Source organism: Coleofasciculus sp. E2-BRE-01 (assembly GCF_040221695.1).
GTDB lineage: Bacteria > Cyanobacteriota > Cyanobacteriia > Cyanobacteriales > Coleofasciculaceae > Coleofasciculus.
The window spans coordinates 1-16,009 of record NZ_JAVKEA010000224.1; the positions used below are offsets into that span (position 1 = coordinate 1).

Below are 16,009 nucleotides of genomic sequence, written 5' to 3' on the forward strand. Positions count from 1 at the left end.
CAGGGAACAGGGAACAGGGAACAGGGAACAGGGAACAGGGAACAGGGAACAGGGAACAGGGAACAGGGAACAGGGAACAGGGAACAGGGAACAGGGAACAGGGAACAGGGAACAGGGAACAGGGAACAGGGAACAGAAAAAAATGTCCTAACCTGTCTTGGTACTGCTATAAAGGTGGATTTGGGATGAATATTTGATATGAATTAATACTGCTCAATCCAATTGACTAAATCCGTCATATCGGTAAAATCTAATAAAGCCTCACTTAATTCATCAAAAGCTGTCGCCGATAAACCATTAATTCGGGATTGCACATCCGGAGTAATTTCACCAATTCGGCGAATCAATAAACGGTTAATCATAGCTAACTTTTCCTGCATTCTTCCCCGTTGTACTCCTTCCTGTAAACTCTGTTCCACTCGCTCAACTCCCCAAGGTAAAAGAGTTCCTGATTCGTCCCACCACCGTAACCAATAGCAGGTTATTTCCGCCTTAGTTCCGTACCAAACTCCCAAATATAAACCCATTGTGGCAATCCAGTAGCGTCCATTGGCATCGGGTTGTCGCAGTTCATAATGTCCGGCTACTAAATCATGGACTTCTAATGTGCCATCATTGGGGTTAAAAATAACATAAATTGGGACTTGCAAAATCCGCTCATAAAAATACCATTTTCCATAGGGATAAGTCGATTTCGCTGAGTATTCTCCCTGTTCAGTCTCAGAAATAAACTCCATAACAATGGCTGGAATATCTCCCTCTGCATGAGGGGTATAACTGCGACGAGTAACTTCTGGCGCGATAGGTAACACATTGGGAACATAAAACCAGTCTGGTGCTTTGACCACTATTTTTCCGTCCACTGTGGCACAGATAGCAAAATTGGAGGCGAATAGCATGGAGGCGGTGATAAAGCCAGCGATTTCTAGAATCTCTCGCAGTGCTGATGCGAGTAAGGGATGATAAATATTCTCCACAGGTTCATCGGGTAATTGAAAATCATCAGGCAACTTTTTCCATTCAACCGTATAGGATACCTTGGGTAGTGCGAGTTGAGATTGAATCATATCACTAATCGTTCTTGTCATATTTCGTTACAAAGCGGTAGACTAGGGTGCAACAGCTACTATTCCACCGATTATGCTTCAGGCATTATTATTTGATTTAGACGGCACCTTAGCGGATACTGACCCTATCCATTTTCAGACGTGGCAAGATATCTTGCGCGAGTATGGCTTAGAGTTTGATCACGCCTTCTACCAAACTCATTTTAGCGGTCGTCTCAATGCGGCGATTGTCAAGGATTTATTACCTCATCTGTCTCTAGAAGCAGGAAAAGAGTTAGGGGATTATAAAGAAGCAGAATATCGGAGACGTGCCGCCAAACAATTGAAACCGTTAGGCGGATTGCTAGACGTGTTAGATTGGGCAAATCAAAAGCAACTGAAGCAGGCGGTGGTGACAAATGCACCGAAAGATAATGCCCAATTCATGTTGCAAGTTCTCGGTTTAGACAAGCACTTTACCACCGTTGTTTTAGCGGAGGAACTGGACAAGGGTAAACCTGATCCCATGCCTTATCAGGTAGGGTTAGAATTATTGGGTGTATCTCCGGTTTCAGCCGTGGCGTTTGAAGATTCCTTAACTGGCGTTCGTTCCGCCGTCGGTGCGGGACTTTTAACGATTGGTGTGGCGACGACGCATGAACCACAGGCGTTAATTGCGGCGGGGGCGGAGTTGGTGGTTAATGATTTGACTGACCCCAAGCTGGAAGATTTATTGCATTGTTTTGGGCGGGAGATGAACACTATCGCATTGTGATAGACGAGATAGTGATTGTCTGATAACTTGAGTTAACTTATGATACGTCAAACACAAGGAGCCGGCTTTAAACTTGCCGCCACTGCGATTATCTGGGGATTTGCCACGGGAATGCTAGGGATTTGCATTCCATTAGTTTCGATGACTGACAGTGGTGTTATTTTACCATTAGCGGTGATTATAGGAGCCAGTTTCACTACTACCGTAGTTTGGTTATCGTTCAATCGAGTATATAGAAACACAGTGGAGTTGAGCAACAATATTGAGTCGTTAAAGGAACAGGAAGCGACTTTAGAAACTATTGATAACAAGGAAAAGTTTGATGACCAGAATAGGATAAAGCTACTGGAACCGAGAGACAATAGTTAGAAAATAATTACCTGCCAACGGATCATGGACTGGATGACTTTACTGGAATCGCAACAAATTGATTTTATTCAACGGCTGAAATCTCAACGGCTGAAATCTGGACATCTGCTGCATTGTGATATAGAAGGACAGCACAGCGAGTTAACGGTTATCTCCGGTGAGAGACTGACACAGCTAAGAAAGTTTTGTTGCTATATGGCGGAAAAGTATAAACGTAATTCTCCTGTTCAGCAGGTTTTTCTTAACAACTTGAAGGGTAAACTGGCTGAAGAAGTTGTTAAATATCGTATTGTAGACCTGGTTAATGAAGTTGATTATGAAAAACGATTTGGTGGTGATGGTAAAGTTGATTTTACTTTGACTTCTAGTCCAGATATCGGCATTCAGGTTAAATTAAGGCAAGGTGATGTCAATAGAGTTCGATGGTCAATTAGTTCAGAAGAAATAGAAAAAAATGCTGTTTTGGTTTGTGTTTTGATACAAGAAGAGGTCAGCGAAGCCCAAAGGGAGTATAACCTAATTCTTGCTGGTTTCATGCCAACAGATAATCTTAAAATCAATAATCATAAACCGATTAAGTTAGGGATAAAAAACTTGCTTTATACGGGAGGATTGCGAAGTTATTTGGAGCAATTACAAATTTTGGGTTCAGATGTTATTACTATTAACCGATTAAAAACTCAAGTTTGGAAATGTTTGCCAACTCTAATTGGGCATAGGAATAAAGTATGTTGTGTAAGTTTTAGTCCGGACAATCAAACCGTTGCTACTGGTGGGGAAAAGACCAGTAAAATTTGGGACATCAAGTCGCATAAAATTCGCTACGAGTTTAAGCGTCCTATAAATAATGGACGTGAGACGGATATTTATTCTATTGCTTTCAGTCCTACTGGAAAAAGCATTTTTATCGGTGGTTGGGCTTCTTATAAGCAAACTAACGCCATTCAATTTTTTCAACTAGAAAAGCAAGAACTACATGATTTGTTTGTTGAACATAAAGGCGACGTTTATTCAGTCGTTATTAGTACAAAATGCATACTTGCTAGTGGTGGTCAGGACTGCACAGTTAAAGTTTATGATCTAAGAAAAAAAGAATTGATACATAACTTAAAAAAGCATACTAAGGCAGTAAACTCTATCGCTATTAGTTCAGATAGTAAAACTATTGCTAGCGGTAGTTATGACAAAACCATCAAAATTTGGGATATAAATACTGGGGAACTAATTCGTAGTCTATCTGGGCATTCTAATCCTGTCGAATCAGTAGCTATTAGCTCAGATGATTACATTCTAGTAAGTAGTAGTTGTGAATCAGTCAAGATTTGGGATTTGAAGACTGGGCAGCTACTACACACACTCGATGAAAACTCCAGTATGGTTAGATGTATTGCCATTAGTCCAGACGGAAAAATTGTTGCCAGCGCGGGCGAAGACAATACTATAAAACTGTGGTATACGAAAACCGGAGAACTACTTGATACCCTGACTGGACATTCAGATCAAGAGGGAATTTACTCAATTGCGTTCAGTCCAAACGGTCAGATGTTAGCTAGTGGTAATGGTGATGGCACAGTAGAAATTTGGCAGCGAGGTTGAACAATTCTCACGGGAAATCCTTTCATGACTACATTCCCACCAGAAAAGCTGAAATAATATAATTTTAATCTCTTCAGAGTACGATAAGCGGCATAATGATGACTCAGGGGAGTATCTGTATGCCAGAATCTAAAGCGCCACCCTCGCTGAAACGAGAATTGGATCTCCGGGGTGCTATCTTAGTCGGACTGGGTTCGATGGTGGGAACCGGGGTATTTGTCAGTATTGGTATCGCTGCCGGAGTCGCTGGAACATCGGTAATCTTAGCTGTTGCGATCGCAGCCTTACTCGCCGCCTGTAATGGGTTGAGTAGCGCCCAACTTGCGGCAAATCATTCGGTTAGTGGGGGAACTTATGAATATGGGTATCGCTATCTTACGCCGTGGCTGGGCTTTACGGCGGGTTGGATGTTCCTCTTGGCGAAAACAGCATCAGCGGCGACGGCGGCTTTGGGCTTTGCGGGTTATTTGTTAAATGCGTTGCGTCTGGATGCGACTCAATGGTTAGTTCCCATGGCGCTGGTTACAGTAGTTATTTTGACGCTAATTGTCTTAGGGGGAATTCGCCGTTCTAACCTAACTAACCTAATTATCGTTTCCGTTACCCTACTCTCGCTGATGATCTTTATCATCACGGGTTTACCTCACATTACCCCTGAGAATTTTACCCCCTTTTTCCCCACCGACACCTCAGATAAAAGTGCGATCGCGTCTTTGCTTCATGGTAGTGCTTTAATGTTTGTCGCTTATACTGGCTATGGTCGGATTGCCACATTGGGAGAAGAGGTGCATCACCCGCGACGCACTATCCCGATCGCGATTATTTTGACGATGATTGTCACCATGATCCTATATATGGCAATCGCCGCCGTGGGTGTGGGTTCTGTGGGTGTGGATACCCTTAGCGCCGCCACCCAATCAAACGCCGCCCCTCTGGAAGTCGCTTCTCGTCAATTTGGGATTCCCCTTGTTCCCCCATTCCTCGCCCTGGGTGCAATGACGGCGATGGTAGGCGTATTGCTAAACCTGATATTGGGATTATCTCGCGTACTATTTGCTATGGGGCGTCGTCGGGATATGCCCAGAATTGTAGCGCGTCTGAATGCTGCGGGAACCACACCCTATATATCAGTGATTTGTATTGGAGTTGCGATCGCGGCGTTGGTTCTGATTGGTAATGTCAAAATAACTTGGTCATTTAGCGCGTTTACCGTTTTGGTTTATTATGCCCTTACCAACCTGTCTGCCCTACGGCTATCTACCCAAGAACGACTGTATCCCAAATGGATCGCTGGGGTAGGATTAGCCGGGTGTCTCGTCTTAGCCTTTTGGGTGGAACCACAAATTTGGTTGATTGGTCTGGGATTAATTGTAGCCGGATTAGTCTGGAAAACGATAGTATTGCCATTGGCTTTAGGTTCACGAAATCACTAATTCAGTGCAGCGATGATCGGCGATAAGGTGTCAGTAGGTGAAAAGGGGAAACGATTGTCCGGAGTCACAAAGAGACGCCGCAGACGAATCCGGAAAAAATCATCAGCCAACGGCTGTTTGGTTGCATTAGGTACGATCGCCGCATTAATCGCCACAGGTGCGATCGTTACTGGGGGGATATGGTTAGGGATTCGCCTAATGATTGATCCCAATGCGGCGATCTGGCTGAATCGCATTTTACCCGGATGGACACGTATTCCTATCGCTGATGCTTCACCGCCTCAAACCCTGGCAACCATACGCGACGAGTTGCGCCAAAATGAGTTAATCGCGGGAGAACTTGTATCCCTGAATACAGGACAACCCTATCGAGAAACCCCTATTCTATTACCCATCTTAAAATCTAAGCCGAACTGTCAAATCAATTGCCAAAAAATTGTTGAACTGAGACTCTATCAACCCATCGAATTTCAGCAAGCCGAACTCGCTTACCAATTGGTCACTCAGCTTGCGATCAATGAACCGGAAGAATATTTTGTCCTCTCCTCCACCGACGCGATTACTGGGAGTGCATCTCGTTCCTTAGCTTTTACTCGATTTAACCGTTTAGAAAATCAGGCACCCGCCACAGGATTTTGGTTTAACCTCTGGGGAGTTCGTCTCACCGATGAATCCCCGAAAACTTATGGACAAATCCTCCATTACAACCCCGAACAAATGCACCTGAGTGTTATGCTGGACTGGCAAAGTCCCACCGATAAACCCCCCTATTGGCAACAAGTCACTGGGGAATCCACCCCAGAATTAGTGCTTGATCAAACAGTAGGATTAGAACCGAAATTCCAGGTATACCAGGTTCAACCCCGCCAGTTTCTCCTCAATCCAATTCAATTAACCGAAATTTCACTAAATACCCGGGCTGATGATAGTCCCACCTATCGTAATTCCTTAATGTTAGCCCGGAATGGGTTATGGTCGTGGGCATATCGACGATTGCAACAAGAACAGAAAAACACGGAGTCGGCGACAGTCCAAGCACAACTAGACGTGATTCGACTTCATGCCCAATTTACTGAAGCCCAAGCCAACCAAACTTGGGCAAGTCAAGGACAACAAGTTCTCGCCTATCTGATTGATGGACGCTGGACAGATGGCTTACAGGTATTTCAAACCGCCGCCGTTAATGGTTCCGCCCAAGACATTGCTAATTTACTCAAAACGGATACAGAGAGATTATGGCGACGGGTAGAAGCTGCCCTCAATATTAGTCCTAATGATCGCACCGTAAAAACTTGGGGGGCTTTAATTCTCGCCGCCCAAGAAGGGCGGGCGGAAGCCGTCTCTTGGTTGCAGCAACTTCCACCCTCTGAATCAGAATCCGATCAGCCTCAACCTAACAATAATGCCCAAATTTATGCCTACTTGGATTATCTGGATACTGCATTAGCAGAGGTTCCAGCCATCATCCCTCATTTAAGTCAAATTGTCGGGACAGCACAATTGGTAGAAACTGTCAAGCCTGAAGAGTGGCGACAACCGGAAGTGGGAAATAGTGCAGCAACATTTCCCGTCACTTTAACCGCCCCAGCTTCAGGATTCCAAAAAGCCCCCCAAGAGGTTTGGTATCAGGTAGAAGTCGCCGCCTTTAATGATGGTCAACGCTGGCGTCAAACACCATTTACCAATTTACAATTGTCCACAGTTGGTGCAACTCAGCGTCTTTGGCAATATATGGGTTTAGACACTGATCCATACCTGCAAATCGCCGTCTGGTCAGCGGAGGGACGCCAGGAGACAATCGTCGCGACGGTTCAAGGGGTGTCCTATCAAGAGGGTGTAATCAAGCTTTTAGCCACCGGACAAGCCTTACCCAATAGAGAAAATAGTCGTCCTATGGCATATTCTCAAACCGCGCTGCGCTGGCTAGAACCGGGTTCAATTAGCTTATCGGATTTAAACCAACTGCAACCGCAATGGGTCGCGGCAATATTACCAACACTGTGGCAGGAATTGGTTAAAAGTGGCAAGCGATCGCCTGAAGTCGAACCCACGATGGCGATGATGCTGCAAGAGATTGGACATTGGTTAGTACAGCCTCTGGATTTGACTGGGAATGATGAACCGGAAGCCGTTTTAACCCTGTATGAGGATCTATCGAGTACCAATCAAACCCTAAATATCAAACGCCCAGACACGAACACGCAGGAGTATAAACCCCGGACATTAATATTTTCGGAGAAGGGGGCGTTACTCTACAGTGAATTTTCCACCCATGGGAATACATCACTGACTGCGATCGCGGATTTGGGGGATGGCGGAACGGCGGCGTTAGTTTTGGCGGGTGAGAATAAGTATAGGCTTAAGCGTTGGTCAGATCAGCGTAAACGTTTTGAGTAAAGGCAGATTGATCACCTTTAGGACTGACGCAAAGGCTCTATATGTAGGGTGTGTTAGCGTAGCGTAACGCACCTTTGCCCCTTGGCACAATAAAACATAACTAAGATTATTACCCCTCTATGACGACCACCGTACAAACCGCCAATCATCAAGAGTTAGTCGGCTTGATCTGGAGTATCGCCGATAAGCTTCGAGGTCCCTACCGCCCTCCTCAATATCGTCAGGTGATGTTACCGATGATTGTGCTGCGTCGTCTTGATTCTGTCCTAGAACCCACTAAGGAAGCCGTTCTAGCCGCCAAGACTAAGTATGAGAAAGTCTTGACGGGGGAGGCGTTTGAGAAGGCGATCGCGAAAGTTGCGATCGGGGAGAATCGCAAACAGCCTTTATATAACCTCAGCGAGTTTACCTTTAAGAAGCTTTTGGGGGACTCGGAAGGATTAGCCGATAACCTCCGCGCCTATATTAATGGCTTTTCTCCCCTGGCGCGGGACATCTTCGATAAGTTTGACTTTGATAAGCAGATTCAGAAACTCGATGAAGCCAATCGCCTCTATGAAGTGATGCAGGCGATCGCGAGTCCGGATGTAGATTTGTCTCCGGCGCATCTGTCGAACTTGCAAATGGGGTATTTGTTCGAGGAATTGGTGAGGAAGTTTAACGAACAAGCTAACGAAGAAGCCGGAGACCATTTTACCCCCCGTGAAGTGATTCGCCTGATGGTGAATTTGGTTTTCTGTGAGGAAGAGGTTGTCTTTAAAAAAGGGATTTACCGTACCGTGTATGACCCCACGGCGGGAACCGGCGGAATGCTTTCGGTAGCCGAGGAATATATTAAACGGCAAAACCCGGACGCAAATTTGGCATTATTTGGGCAAGAATATAACCCCGAATCCTACGCCATTTGCTGTTCTGACCTGCTGATTAAAGATGAACCGATTAACAATCTGGTTTATGGGGACACATTAGGACTCAAAGACGCCAAGCAAAAGAGTAATAACTTTGTCCCCCACGATGGTCATAGTGATAAACAGTTTCACTATATGTTTGCTAATCCTCCCTTTGGGGTGGAGTGGAAACCAGAGAAAGATTTCATCGAGTCTGAATATCAAACCCTGGGGTTTAAGGGTCACTTTGGCGCAGGTTTACCCCGGATTAATGATGGGTCGCTGTTGTTTCTCCAGCACATGATTTCTAAGATGTACCCTGCACCGGAGGCGAAGGGAGATGGGTCACGCATTGCTATTGTGTTTAATGGTTCACCTTTATTTACTGGGGATGCACGGCTGAATTTCCAAGTCAGTGAGGAACGCTTGGCGCGATTGTGGGAACAAACAGCATTTCAGAATTTGGCAACCAGTAAGAAGCGCAAAGACGAGAAGGCGAAGCAGCTTGAAATTGAGATGGGGCAAGATTTACAAAAGGAGATCATTGCTGCACTGTATTGTCTGGATGGGAATAAAGTTTATTTGTCCCGTGAGGGGTTTGTTAAGGACATGGAAAAGGTCTTAAAACAAGCCGGATTAAAGCTAAAAAGTCCAGTAAAAAAAGCGATTTTAGCAGCATTGGGGGAAACTGACCCAGAAGCGGAAATCTGTCAGGATAGCAAGGGAAACGTTGAACCGGATACCAGTTTACGGGATACGGAGATTGTGCCTTTACCGGAGGATATCCCTTTACCTTTACCGTTGGAGTATGATAGGAAAACGGGTTTGGATGGGTTAAATAAATTAGTAAAAGTGCATTGTTTGGCGTATCTGGAGGCGGTGGTTTTACCTCATGTCACTGATGCGTGGATTGATTTTGATAAAACGAAGGTGGGGTATGAGATTCCCTTGAATCGGCATTTCTATGTGTATCAGCCTCCTCGCCCCTTGGCGGCGATTGAGGAGGATATTAAGTCTTTAGAGGCGGATATTATGGCGATGTTGGGGGAGGTTGTGTAACATTGGTGGTGATTTAAGGTAGAAAACCAGTGCTGGTAAGGTTTTAAGTTGTGTCTATCTACTCCTCGACATTTCCCCCTCATCCCCTAACCCCTTCTCCACCTCCCTCGTTCCCCCCTACAAGAGGGGGGATGACAGCGGATGCTTCGCTTTTTTTGCACGGGAGAAGGGGAACATGATTCTCTTACTCCCCTCTTGCTCCCCTCTCCCAAGCTTGGGAGAGGGGCTGGGGGTGAGGGCTGGCTTGGGAGAGGGGTTGAGCTTAAGTTGACACGGATGGTTGTGTAATGAATCAGCTAAAAGAATCAAAGGGAGACTAACATTATGCAGGTAACGATTAATTTACCGGATAAGTTAACGGCAAAGGTACAAAATAAATGGGGGGATTTACCGCAAGAAATTCTCCGTCAATTGGTGTTGAAAGCGTTTAGGGAAGGGTTAATTGATTTTGCAGAGTTTCAGGAGTTGGGAACCTTTGCATCTAAAGGGGATTTAAATGAGTTTTTAAAGCAAAATAATATGCTTCATAGTTCGGGGTTACTTAATTTATATGGTTGCTGTGCGGAGGATGATTTCGATGTTGATGATTTAGGGGTAGATAATAGGCTAGATGATGATTTAGAAGGGGTTTTTGATGAGTCGTGACCTTGTTTATTTGTTAGATACTAATGTTTGTATTGTGTATCTTAAAGGAAAGTCCTTACAGGTAAACAGCCGTTTTGACAAGGTTAGTCCCAACAAGATTGCGGTGTGTTCTGTGGTTAAGGCTGAGTTATTCTATGGTTCAATGAAGAGTAATAATCCTCAGAAGTCTCTGAATTTACAACGGTCTTTTTTGAATCAGTTTAGCTCTCTGCCTTTTGATGATAACTGTGCGGAGGTTTACGGAAGGATTAGGTCGGAGTTGGCAAAAGCGGGGACTCCGATTGGTTTTAATGATTTACAAATTGCTTCTATTGCGTTAGCAAATGGCTTAATTTTAGTAACACATAATGTTAGAGAATTTGAACGGATTAAGGGTTTAAAGATTGAGGATTGGGAGGAAAATTAATGGCTTTAATCATTTCAGATGAGCGGACTTTGTTTGTGTAGCCGCGATTTTAATCGCCATGGCTGAGAATAAATACTTGAGAACTCTGGAAAAGATTTTTGGATTTTCTTGTAATAAAGATTTGTGAAAGCGACTCCTAAGCAGTTATTCAGAAAGAGATTTGAGACGATAACCTAAACCATGTACCGTTTCAATTAAATCTTCCGGAGCGCCTACGGCTCGAAGTTTGGAGCGCAGGCTTTTGACATGAACCTTAATCGTATCTTCTTTCGGAGGATTATCGATAGACCAAACATGCTCAATAATGGCACTCCGACTCATGATTTGCCGCCCATTACAAATGAGCAATTCTAAAAGACCATATTCTTTGGGAGTCAAGCGTAAAGTTTGATCGCCGTAGCAGACTTCATAAGTCCCTGGATCTAAACGCAATTGTCCCCACTCTAAAATAGGGGGGGAAACCGTTTGCCCTCGTCGCAGTAGCGCTCGAATTCTCGCCAGTAACTCTGGAATATCCAGAGGCTTAACCATATAGTCATCAGCGCCTGCGTCCAAACCGATGACTTTATCCGTACTGGTATCGCGAGCCGTAATCATCAAAACTGGCATCTGATAACCATTGGAACGCAAGCGTTTGCACAAATGAATCCCATCCAATTTCGGCAACATCATATCGAGCAAAATTAGGTCGTAATCGAGGGTATTCACTTGCACCCAAGCCGCCTCTCCATCGGAAACCGTATCAACGGCATACCGTTGTATCGCCAGGGCTTCAGCCAAAGCTTCAGCCAAATAAATATCATCTTCGACTAGAAGAATTCTCACTTAAAACATACTATTCCCTTATATGAATTTATCACGAGGTCGCCTCAAAATAAACTTGCTCAAGAGAACAGAGAGCGAATGACCTAGACATCAATTGGCTTAACCGAGTTAAGAATTGTAAAAAATATCAAGCGTTTGCCCCTATTCTATGTAAATAATTCCCTGTTCCCTGGAAGGATTTTAGGTATCCTAATCTAAATGGGGAAACCGCTTAGTTGAAGCCGCGATGCACTAGCTGCTGTTATTTCGGAGGAGAACTCAAATGCCAAAATCTATCGGTATCAAAGTTATTATCGGTGGTTATTGTCTGGCATTATTTATCTTTATCGGGGCTAGTGTCACGTCCTATAGCCACCTAACTCAACTGATGGAAGCTTCCCGATGGATGGACTATAGTGACAAGTTAGAGGATTCTCTGCAAGATTTATTGTCTCAGCTCAACAGCGCCTCTGCGATCGCTCAATACCAGCCATGGCTTTTGAAGCAGATCCCAACGCAAGCACAACTGTTGTTACAAGAACAGTTAGGGGCTGTAGTCACTCAGATCCAGAGAACCCAATTGAGTCTGATTCTGGGGGATAGTCTCAGCATCGCCCTACTTATGGTGCTAGGCGGGTTGATCCTGAAGCAGCATTCTAGGTTCAAAGCCGAGTTAGAGTTAAGTCGCGATCGCCCTCTGTCTGAAACAACTCTAGAACAAATGGCGCAACGAGAGCAACTCATCCTCAGTAGCGCTCAACGCATCCGCCAAACCCTGGATCTGGACACCATTCTCGAAACCACAGTCACCGAAGTCCGAGAATTTCTTGGCGTTGATCGAGTCTTAGTCTATCGGATTTGGTCTGACGGTACAGGAAGTACCGTAGCCGAATCTGTCACTCCGGATACCGCACCCATTCTGGGACAAACGTTTCCGGCGGAAGTGTTTCCCGAACAGATGCATCAATTGTACTGTCAAGGACGGATTCGCACCATAGTCAATCCAGAAACCGATGGAGTAACGCCCTGCTTAGTGGAATTCCTCCAGCAGTTAGGTGTCAAATCTAAACTCGTCGTACCCATTCTGCAACAAGAAAAGCTTTGGGGACTGCTGATTGCTCATCACTGTTCTCAACCCAGACAATGGCACTCCTTAGAAATTGACTTACTGTATCAATTAGCCATCCAAGTTACCATCGCCATTCACCAAGCCCAACTCTATCAACAGCTTCAGACGGAATTAATTGAGCGCCAATCCATTGAAGCCCAACTGCGTCAAGCTCGCGATGAACTAGAAATCCGAGTTCAAGAACGGACGGCGGAACTGATGCAGACGAACGCTGATCTCCAGACTCAAATCCATGAACGCCGGGAAGCAGAAGCCGCATTAAGAATTAGTGAAGAACGCTTTCGGGTTGCGCTGCATAACTCACCTATCACCGTATTTAATCAAGACACAAATTTACGTTACACCTGGGTCTATAATCCGGCGAGTCGGATTAATACCGACGCACTAATTGGAAAATCAGAATTAGAAATGTTTGCACCGGAAAATGCCCAAAAGCTAATGCCGATTAAACATCGTGTCTTGACCACAGGAGTAAGTGAGCGCCAAGAGATATCGATTATCGTAGACGGCAAAGTCCGGTACTACGATTTAACCGTAGAACCCTTACGAAACCATGCCGAAGAAGTGGTTGGCATTACCTGTGCCGCCACCAACATTACCGAAATTAGGATTCGGGAACAAGCACTTCGGGAAAGTGAACGGTTTATTCAACGCATTGCTCACGCGATGCCAACCGCTTTGTATCTTTATGATTTAATTGAAAAGCGCAATATCTACAGCAATCAACGGATTACTCAAATTATCGGCTACTCCCCGGAAGAAATTCAAGCAATGGCACCGACATTTCCGCAAAATCTGATTCACCCCGATGATCAATCTAAATGTACCACTGCCATTAAACGATTTGCCACCGCTAAAGAGGGAGAAATTATTGAGACAGAGTATCGCATCCAACATAAATCCGGGGGATGGCGGTGGCTGTATAGTCGCGAGATGGTGTTCACTCGCACGGCTGATGGTTTACCCCAGCAAATTCTCGGTACTGCTCAAGATATTACAGAACACAAGCAGGCAGAATCAATGCGTCTGGCACTGGCACAAGAGCAGGAACTAAGACAACTCCAGCTTAATTTCTTTGCTATGGCATCTCATGAATTTCGCACCCCATTGAGTACTATTTTAGCCAGTGTTCAATTATTGAAATATTACTATCCAGAAGGCTCAGATAATAAAATTTGTCGTAATATTGACCGCATTGAGACAACAGCTAAAACCATGACTCAGCTTTTGGGCGATATCTTAACAATCAGCCGAGCGGAAACTGGGAAACTAGAGTTTACCCCTCACCCACTTGACTTAGAAGAATTTTGTTGGAATTTAGTGGAAGAGATGCAGGTGAATGCGGGAGCAAATTCTTCAATTATTTTTGTTAAACAACATAAACCTTCTATTGTTTACTTAGATGAAAAGTTATTGCGTTCTATTTTAATCAACTTACTGTCTAATGCAATTAAATATTCCCAGAAATGTAGTCAAATAGATTTAATATTGACCTGTAGTCAATCCACAGCAACGTTTCAAATTAAAGACTCAGGCATTGGGATTCCTGTAGAGGATCAAGAAAAATTGTTTGGTATATTTCATCGCGGTACGAACATTGGCAACATTCCCGGCACCGGATTAGGATTAGCGGTTGTCAAGAAATGTCTAGACATACAAGGAGGTACGATTTCAGTCAATAGTGAAGTAGGAGTCGGTACAACGATGACAATCACGATACCATTGCCATCGGCATGACTTATACTGAAGTTGAGACTAAGTACTGGACATAAATTCTATCTGCTGTACTAAGAAACCTTAACAATTCTCAACTCTTTACTGTTCTCTGATCCTTCCTAATCTCAACCGTTAACTTTAATTTTGTCCAACTACTTAGTGCTTGATTTAGGGAAATGAATTATTTTGCTACCTATCTACACCCACAAACATTCTGTACGTCCAAGCCAATTGAATCAATTTCTTTCATGGGGTATTCTTTTCCCTACTACAATCAAGTTCGACAGGCTCTTGCCCAAGCTCTTGCCGAATATCCTGCACTTCCATTAAGAAAAGCTCAGAGGAGCAATTATCTTAATGTTCATACTCCTGAGTATCTCCGAAAACTTGGATTACAAGCTCTTGAAAGACCACTAGATGAGGTAAGTGCCGCCCTACCAGAATTGAGTATTGAATGCGAAGGCTTGGAGTACGGTTTACCTGGATATCTCTATGGTTTAGGAGGCATGATGGAAGCAATTGATCAGATGAAAAAAGGAAACCTGAAACGTGCCTATTGTTTCAGTATGGTCGGACATCATGCTTACAGTAATTGGGGACACGGTTATTGTCTTTTAAATCCTCTAGCTGCGGCAGCACGATACGCTCAGATGCAAGGATTTGAGAAAATTTTGATGATTGACTGGGATATTCATCATGGAGATGGCACTCAGTCAATTTTTAGCCATGATCCCAGCATTTATTGCATTAGCATTCACAGTGCTGTAGACCTTTATATGGCTAAAGCCTCAGACTTAAAATATGGGACAACTACGGCAGCTAAAGCTGTTGGACACTGTAATATTCCTATTTTAAATACATCGTTTCCCGTTGATATTGTAGAGGAACTGGGACTAACGGGTAAGTTTTACGATGGACATGAGAGCATCGACATTTTTCAGCAATCTCTAGATTGCCTGCCGTGGCAACCGGACTTGATTACTATTTTTTCGGGTTATGACTCACATCGGGATGATTGTGGTAAATGTTCAACAGGTTGGACAAATGCTGATTTCTGCAAACTGACTGAAATTGTATTAGATGCTGCCAAGAGATATAGGTGTCCAGTACTCTCTGCTCATGGAGGTGGCTACCGATTACCCGTCACAGTTGCAGCGGCTGTTGCTCATGTCAAGACTTTAGCAACTTATAGGTAGCTATAGCAGTAGACACATCGATTAGGACAAACACACTCTCTGGAGACGTTCCACCGAAACGTCTCTACGAATCCGATGTGTTTTAACAGTCTTGGCGGTTGCAATATTGGTCAGTAATCGGACAAAAGAAAAGGATACTGTACTAAGGTTTGTCAATATTCCTCAAACCCTTACAAAGGACAAATGACAAATGACGCTCTTCACCGTTAACTTGGATTTTTCCTTGCTACTTACCAAGGACTTCCAATCATAGTAAATGCTGCCCAATAATAGGGATGGGAGAGAGACTTATCTCCTTGACTTTCTAATGCTGGCGGTAAAGGAACAGGTTGTCCACTTCCTCGTAATTGTCCCCCTTCCAAACGCACATCACCATTCAGCATAGCAAGCTGTGCTTGTCGTAAGGCTTCAGCTTTAATCGGAGCGGTTTGCAACTTCCGATAAAACTCCGTCATCAACCCAGAAGTCCCTTCATCACTGACGTACCACAAACTTGACAGCGCTGACTTAGCACCCGCTTGCACCGCTAATCCAGCAAACCCTAACTCCGC

Annotated in this window: 14 protein-coding genes; 11 read left to right on the forward strand and 3 right to left on the reverse strand. The window is 44.3% G+C overall.

The features are described from left to right. Positions 1-189: hypothetical protein (locus RIG66_RS31170; protein ID WP_446383613.1), on the forward strand; the 189-nt coding region annotated here is incomplete at its 5' end. 14 nt (positions 190-203) lie between these two features. Here RIG66_RS31170 and RIG66_RS31175 read toward each other — a convergent pair. Further along, positions 204-1,067 carry a DUF4351 domain-containing protein gene (locus RIG66_RS31175; RefSeq protein ID WP_446383639.1) on the reverse strand — a complete coding sequence of 288 codons (864 nt, stop codon included), beginning with the start codon at positions 1,065-1,067 and terminating at the stop codon, positions 204-206. 73 nt (positions 1,068-1,140) lie between these two features. Here RIG66_RS31175 and RIG66_RS31180 point away from each other — a divergent pair, with 73 nt between their 5' ends. The 8 genes from RIG66_RS31180 (at position 1,141) to vapC (ending at position 10,613) form a co-directional block, all read left to right on the forward strand. Continuing rightward, on the forward strand, positions 1,141-1,821 hold the full coding sequence (locus RIG66_RS31180; RefSeq protein WP_446383615.1) for an HAD family hydrolase: 681 nt from the start codon (positions 1,141-1,143) through the stop codon (positions 1,819-1,821). Between the two features lie 39 nt (positions 1,822-1,860). Then, positions 1,861-2,190 carry a hypothetical protein gene (locus RIG66_RS31185; RefSeq protein WP_446383617.1) on the forward strand — a complete coding sequence of 110 codons (330 nt, stop codon included), beginning with the start codon at positions 1,861-1,863 and terminating at the stop codon, positions 2,188-2,190. A 24-nt stretch (positions 2,191-2,214) separates the two neighbouring features. Next, complete coding sequence (locus tag RIG66_RS31190; RefSeq protein ID WP_446383619.1) at positions 2,215-3,786, forward strand: WD40 repeat domain-containing protein; 1,572 nt, start codon at positions 2,215-2,217, stop codon at positions 3,784-3,786. Positions 3,787-3,905: 119 nt separating this feature from the next. Beyond that, positions 3,906-5,219 (forward strand): APC family permease, encoded by a 1,314-nt coding sequence (locus tag RIG66_RS31195; protein WP_446383621.1) that lies wholly within the window; start codon positions 3,906-3,908, stop codon positions 5,217-5,219. Between the two features lie 54 nt (positions 5,220-5,273). After that, entirely contained in the window at positions 5,274-7,616 is a 2,343-nt protein-coding gene (locus RIG66_RS31200) for a hypothetical protein (protein ID WP_446383623.1), read from the forward strand. 119 nt (positions 7,617-7,735) lie between these two features. Then, positions 7,736-9,562 (forward strand): type I restriction-modification system subunit M, encoded by a 1,827-nt coding sequence (locus RIG66_RS31205; protein ID WP_446383625.1) that lies wholly within the window; start codon positions 7,736-7,738, stop codon positions 9,560-9,562. Between the two features lie 324 nt (positions 9,563-9,886). After that, a complete protein-coding gene (locus RIG66_RS31210; protein ID WP_446383627.1) occupies positions 9,887-10,207 on the forward strand; it encodes a hypothetical protein in 321 nt (106 codons plus the stop codon). Beyond that, positions 10,197-10,613, forward strand: a complete 417-nt coding sequence (gene vapC, locus RIG66_RS31215) for a type II toxin-antitoxin system tRNA(fMet)-specific endonuclease VapC (protein WP_446383629.1) — start codon at positions 10,197-10,199, stop codon at positions 10,611-10,613. Before RIG66_RS31210 ends, vapC begins: the two co-directional genes overlap by 11 nt. A 144-nt stretch (positions 10,614-10,757) precedes the next feature. On the opposite strand, the gene RIG66_RS31220 is transcribed toward vapC, so the two are convergent. Then, positions 10,758-11,438: a response regulator transcription factor gene (locus RIG66_RS31220; RefSeq protein WP_446383631.1), complete on the reverse strand. Its 681-nt coding sequence runs from the start codon at positions 11,436-11,438 to the stop codon at positions 10,758-10,760. A gap of 262 nt (positions 11,439-11,700) precedes the next feature. Here RIG66_RS31220 and RIG66_RS31225 point away from each other — a divergent pair, with 262 nt between their 5' ends. Both RIG66_RS31225 and RIG66_RS31230 read left to right on the forward strand, forming a co-directional pair. Next, positions 11,701-14,283, forward strand: coding sequence for a sensor histidine kinase (locus RIG66_RS31225; RefSeq protein WP_446383633.1), 2,583 nt, complete (start codon positions 11,701-11,703; stop codon positions 14,281-14,283). A 155-nt stretch (positions 14,284-14,438) separates the two neighbouring features. Next, positions 14,439-15,458 (forward strand): histone deacetylase, encoded by a 1,020-nt coding sequence (locus tag RIG66_RS31230; RefSeq protein WP_446383635.1) that lies wholly within the window; start codon positions 14,439-14,441, stop codon positions 15,456-15,458. A gap of 230 nt (positions 15,459-15,688) precedes the next feature. Here RIG66_RS31230 and RIG66_RS31235 read toward each other — a convergent pair. After that, on the reverse strand, positions 15,689-16,009 hold a 321-nt coding region (locus tag RIG66_RS31235; protein WP_446383637.1), incomplete at its 5' end, for a CHAT domain-containing protein.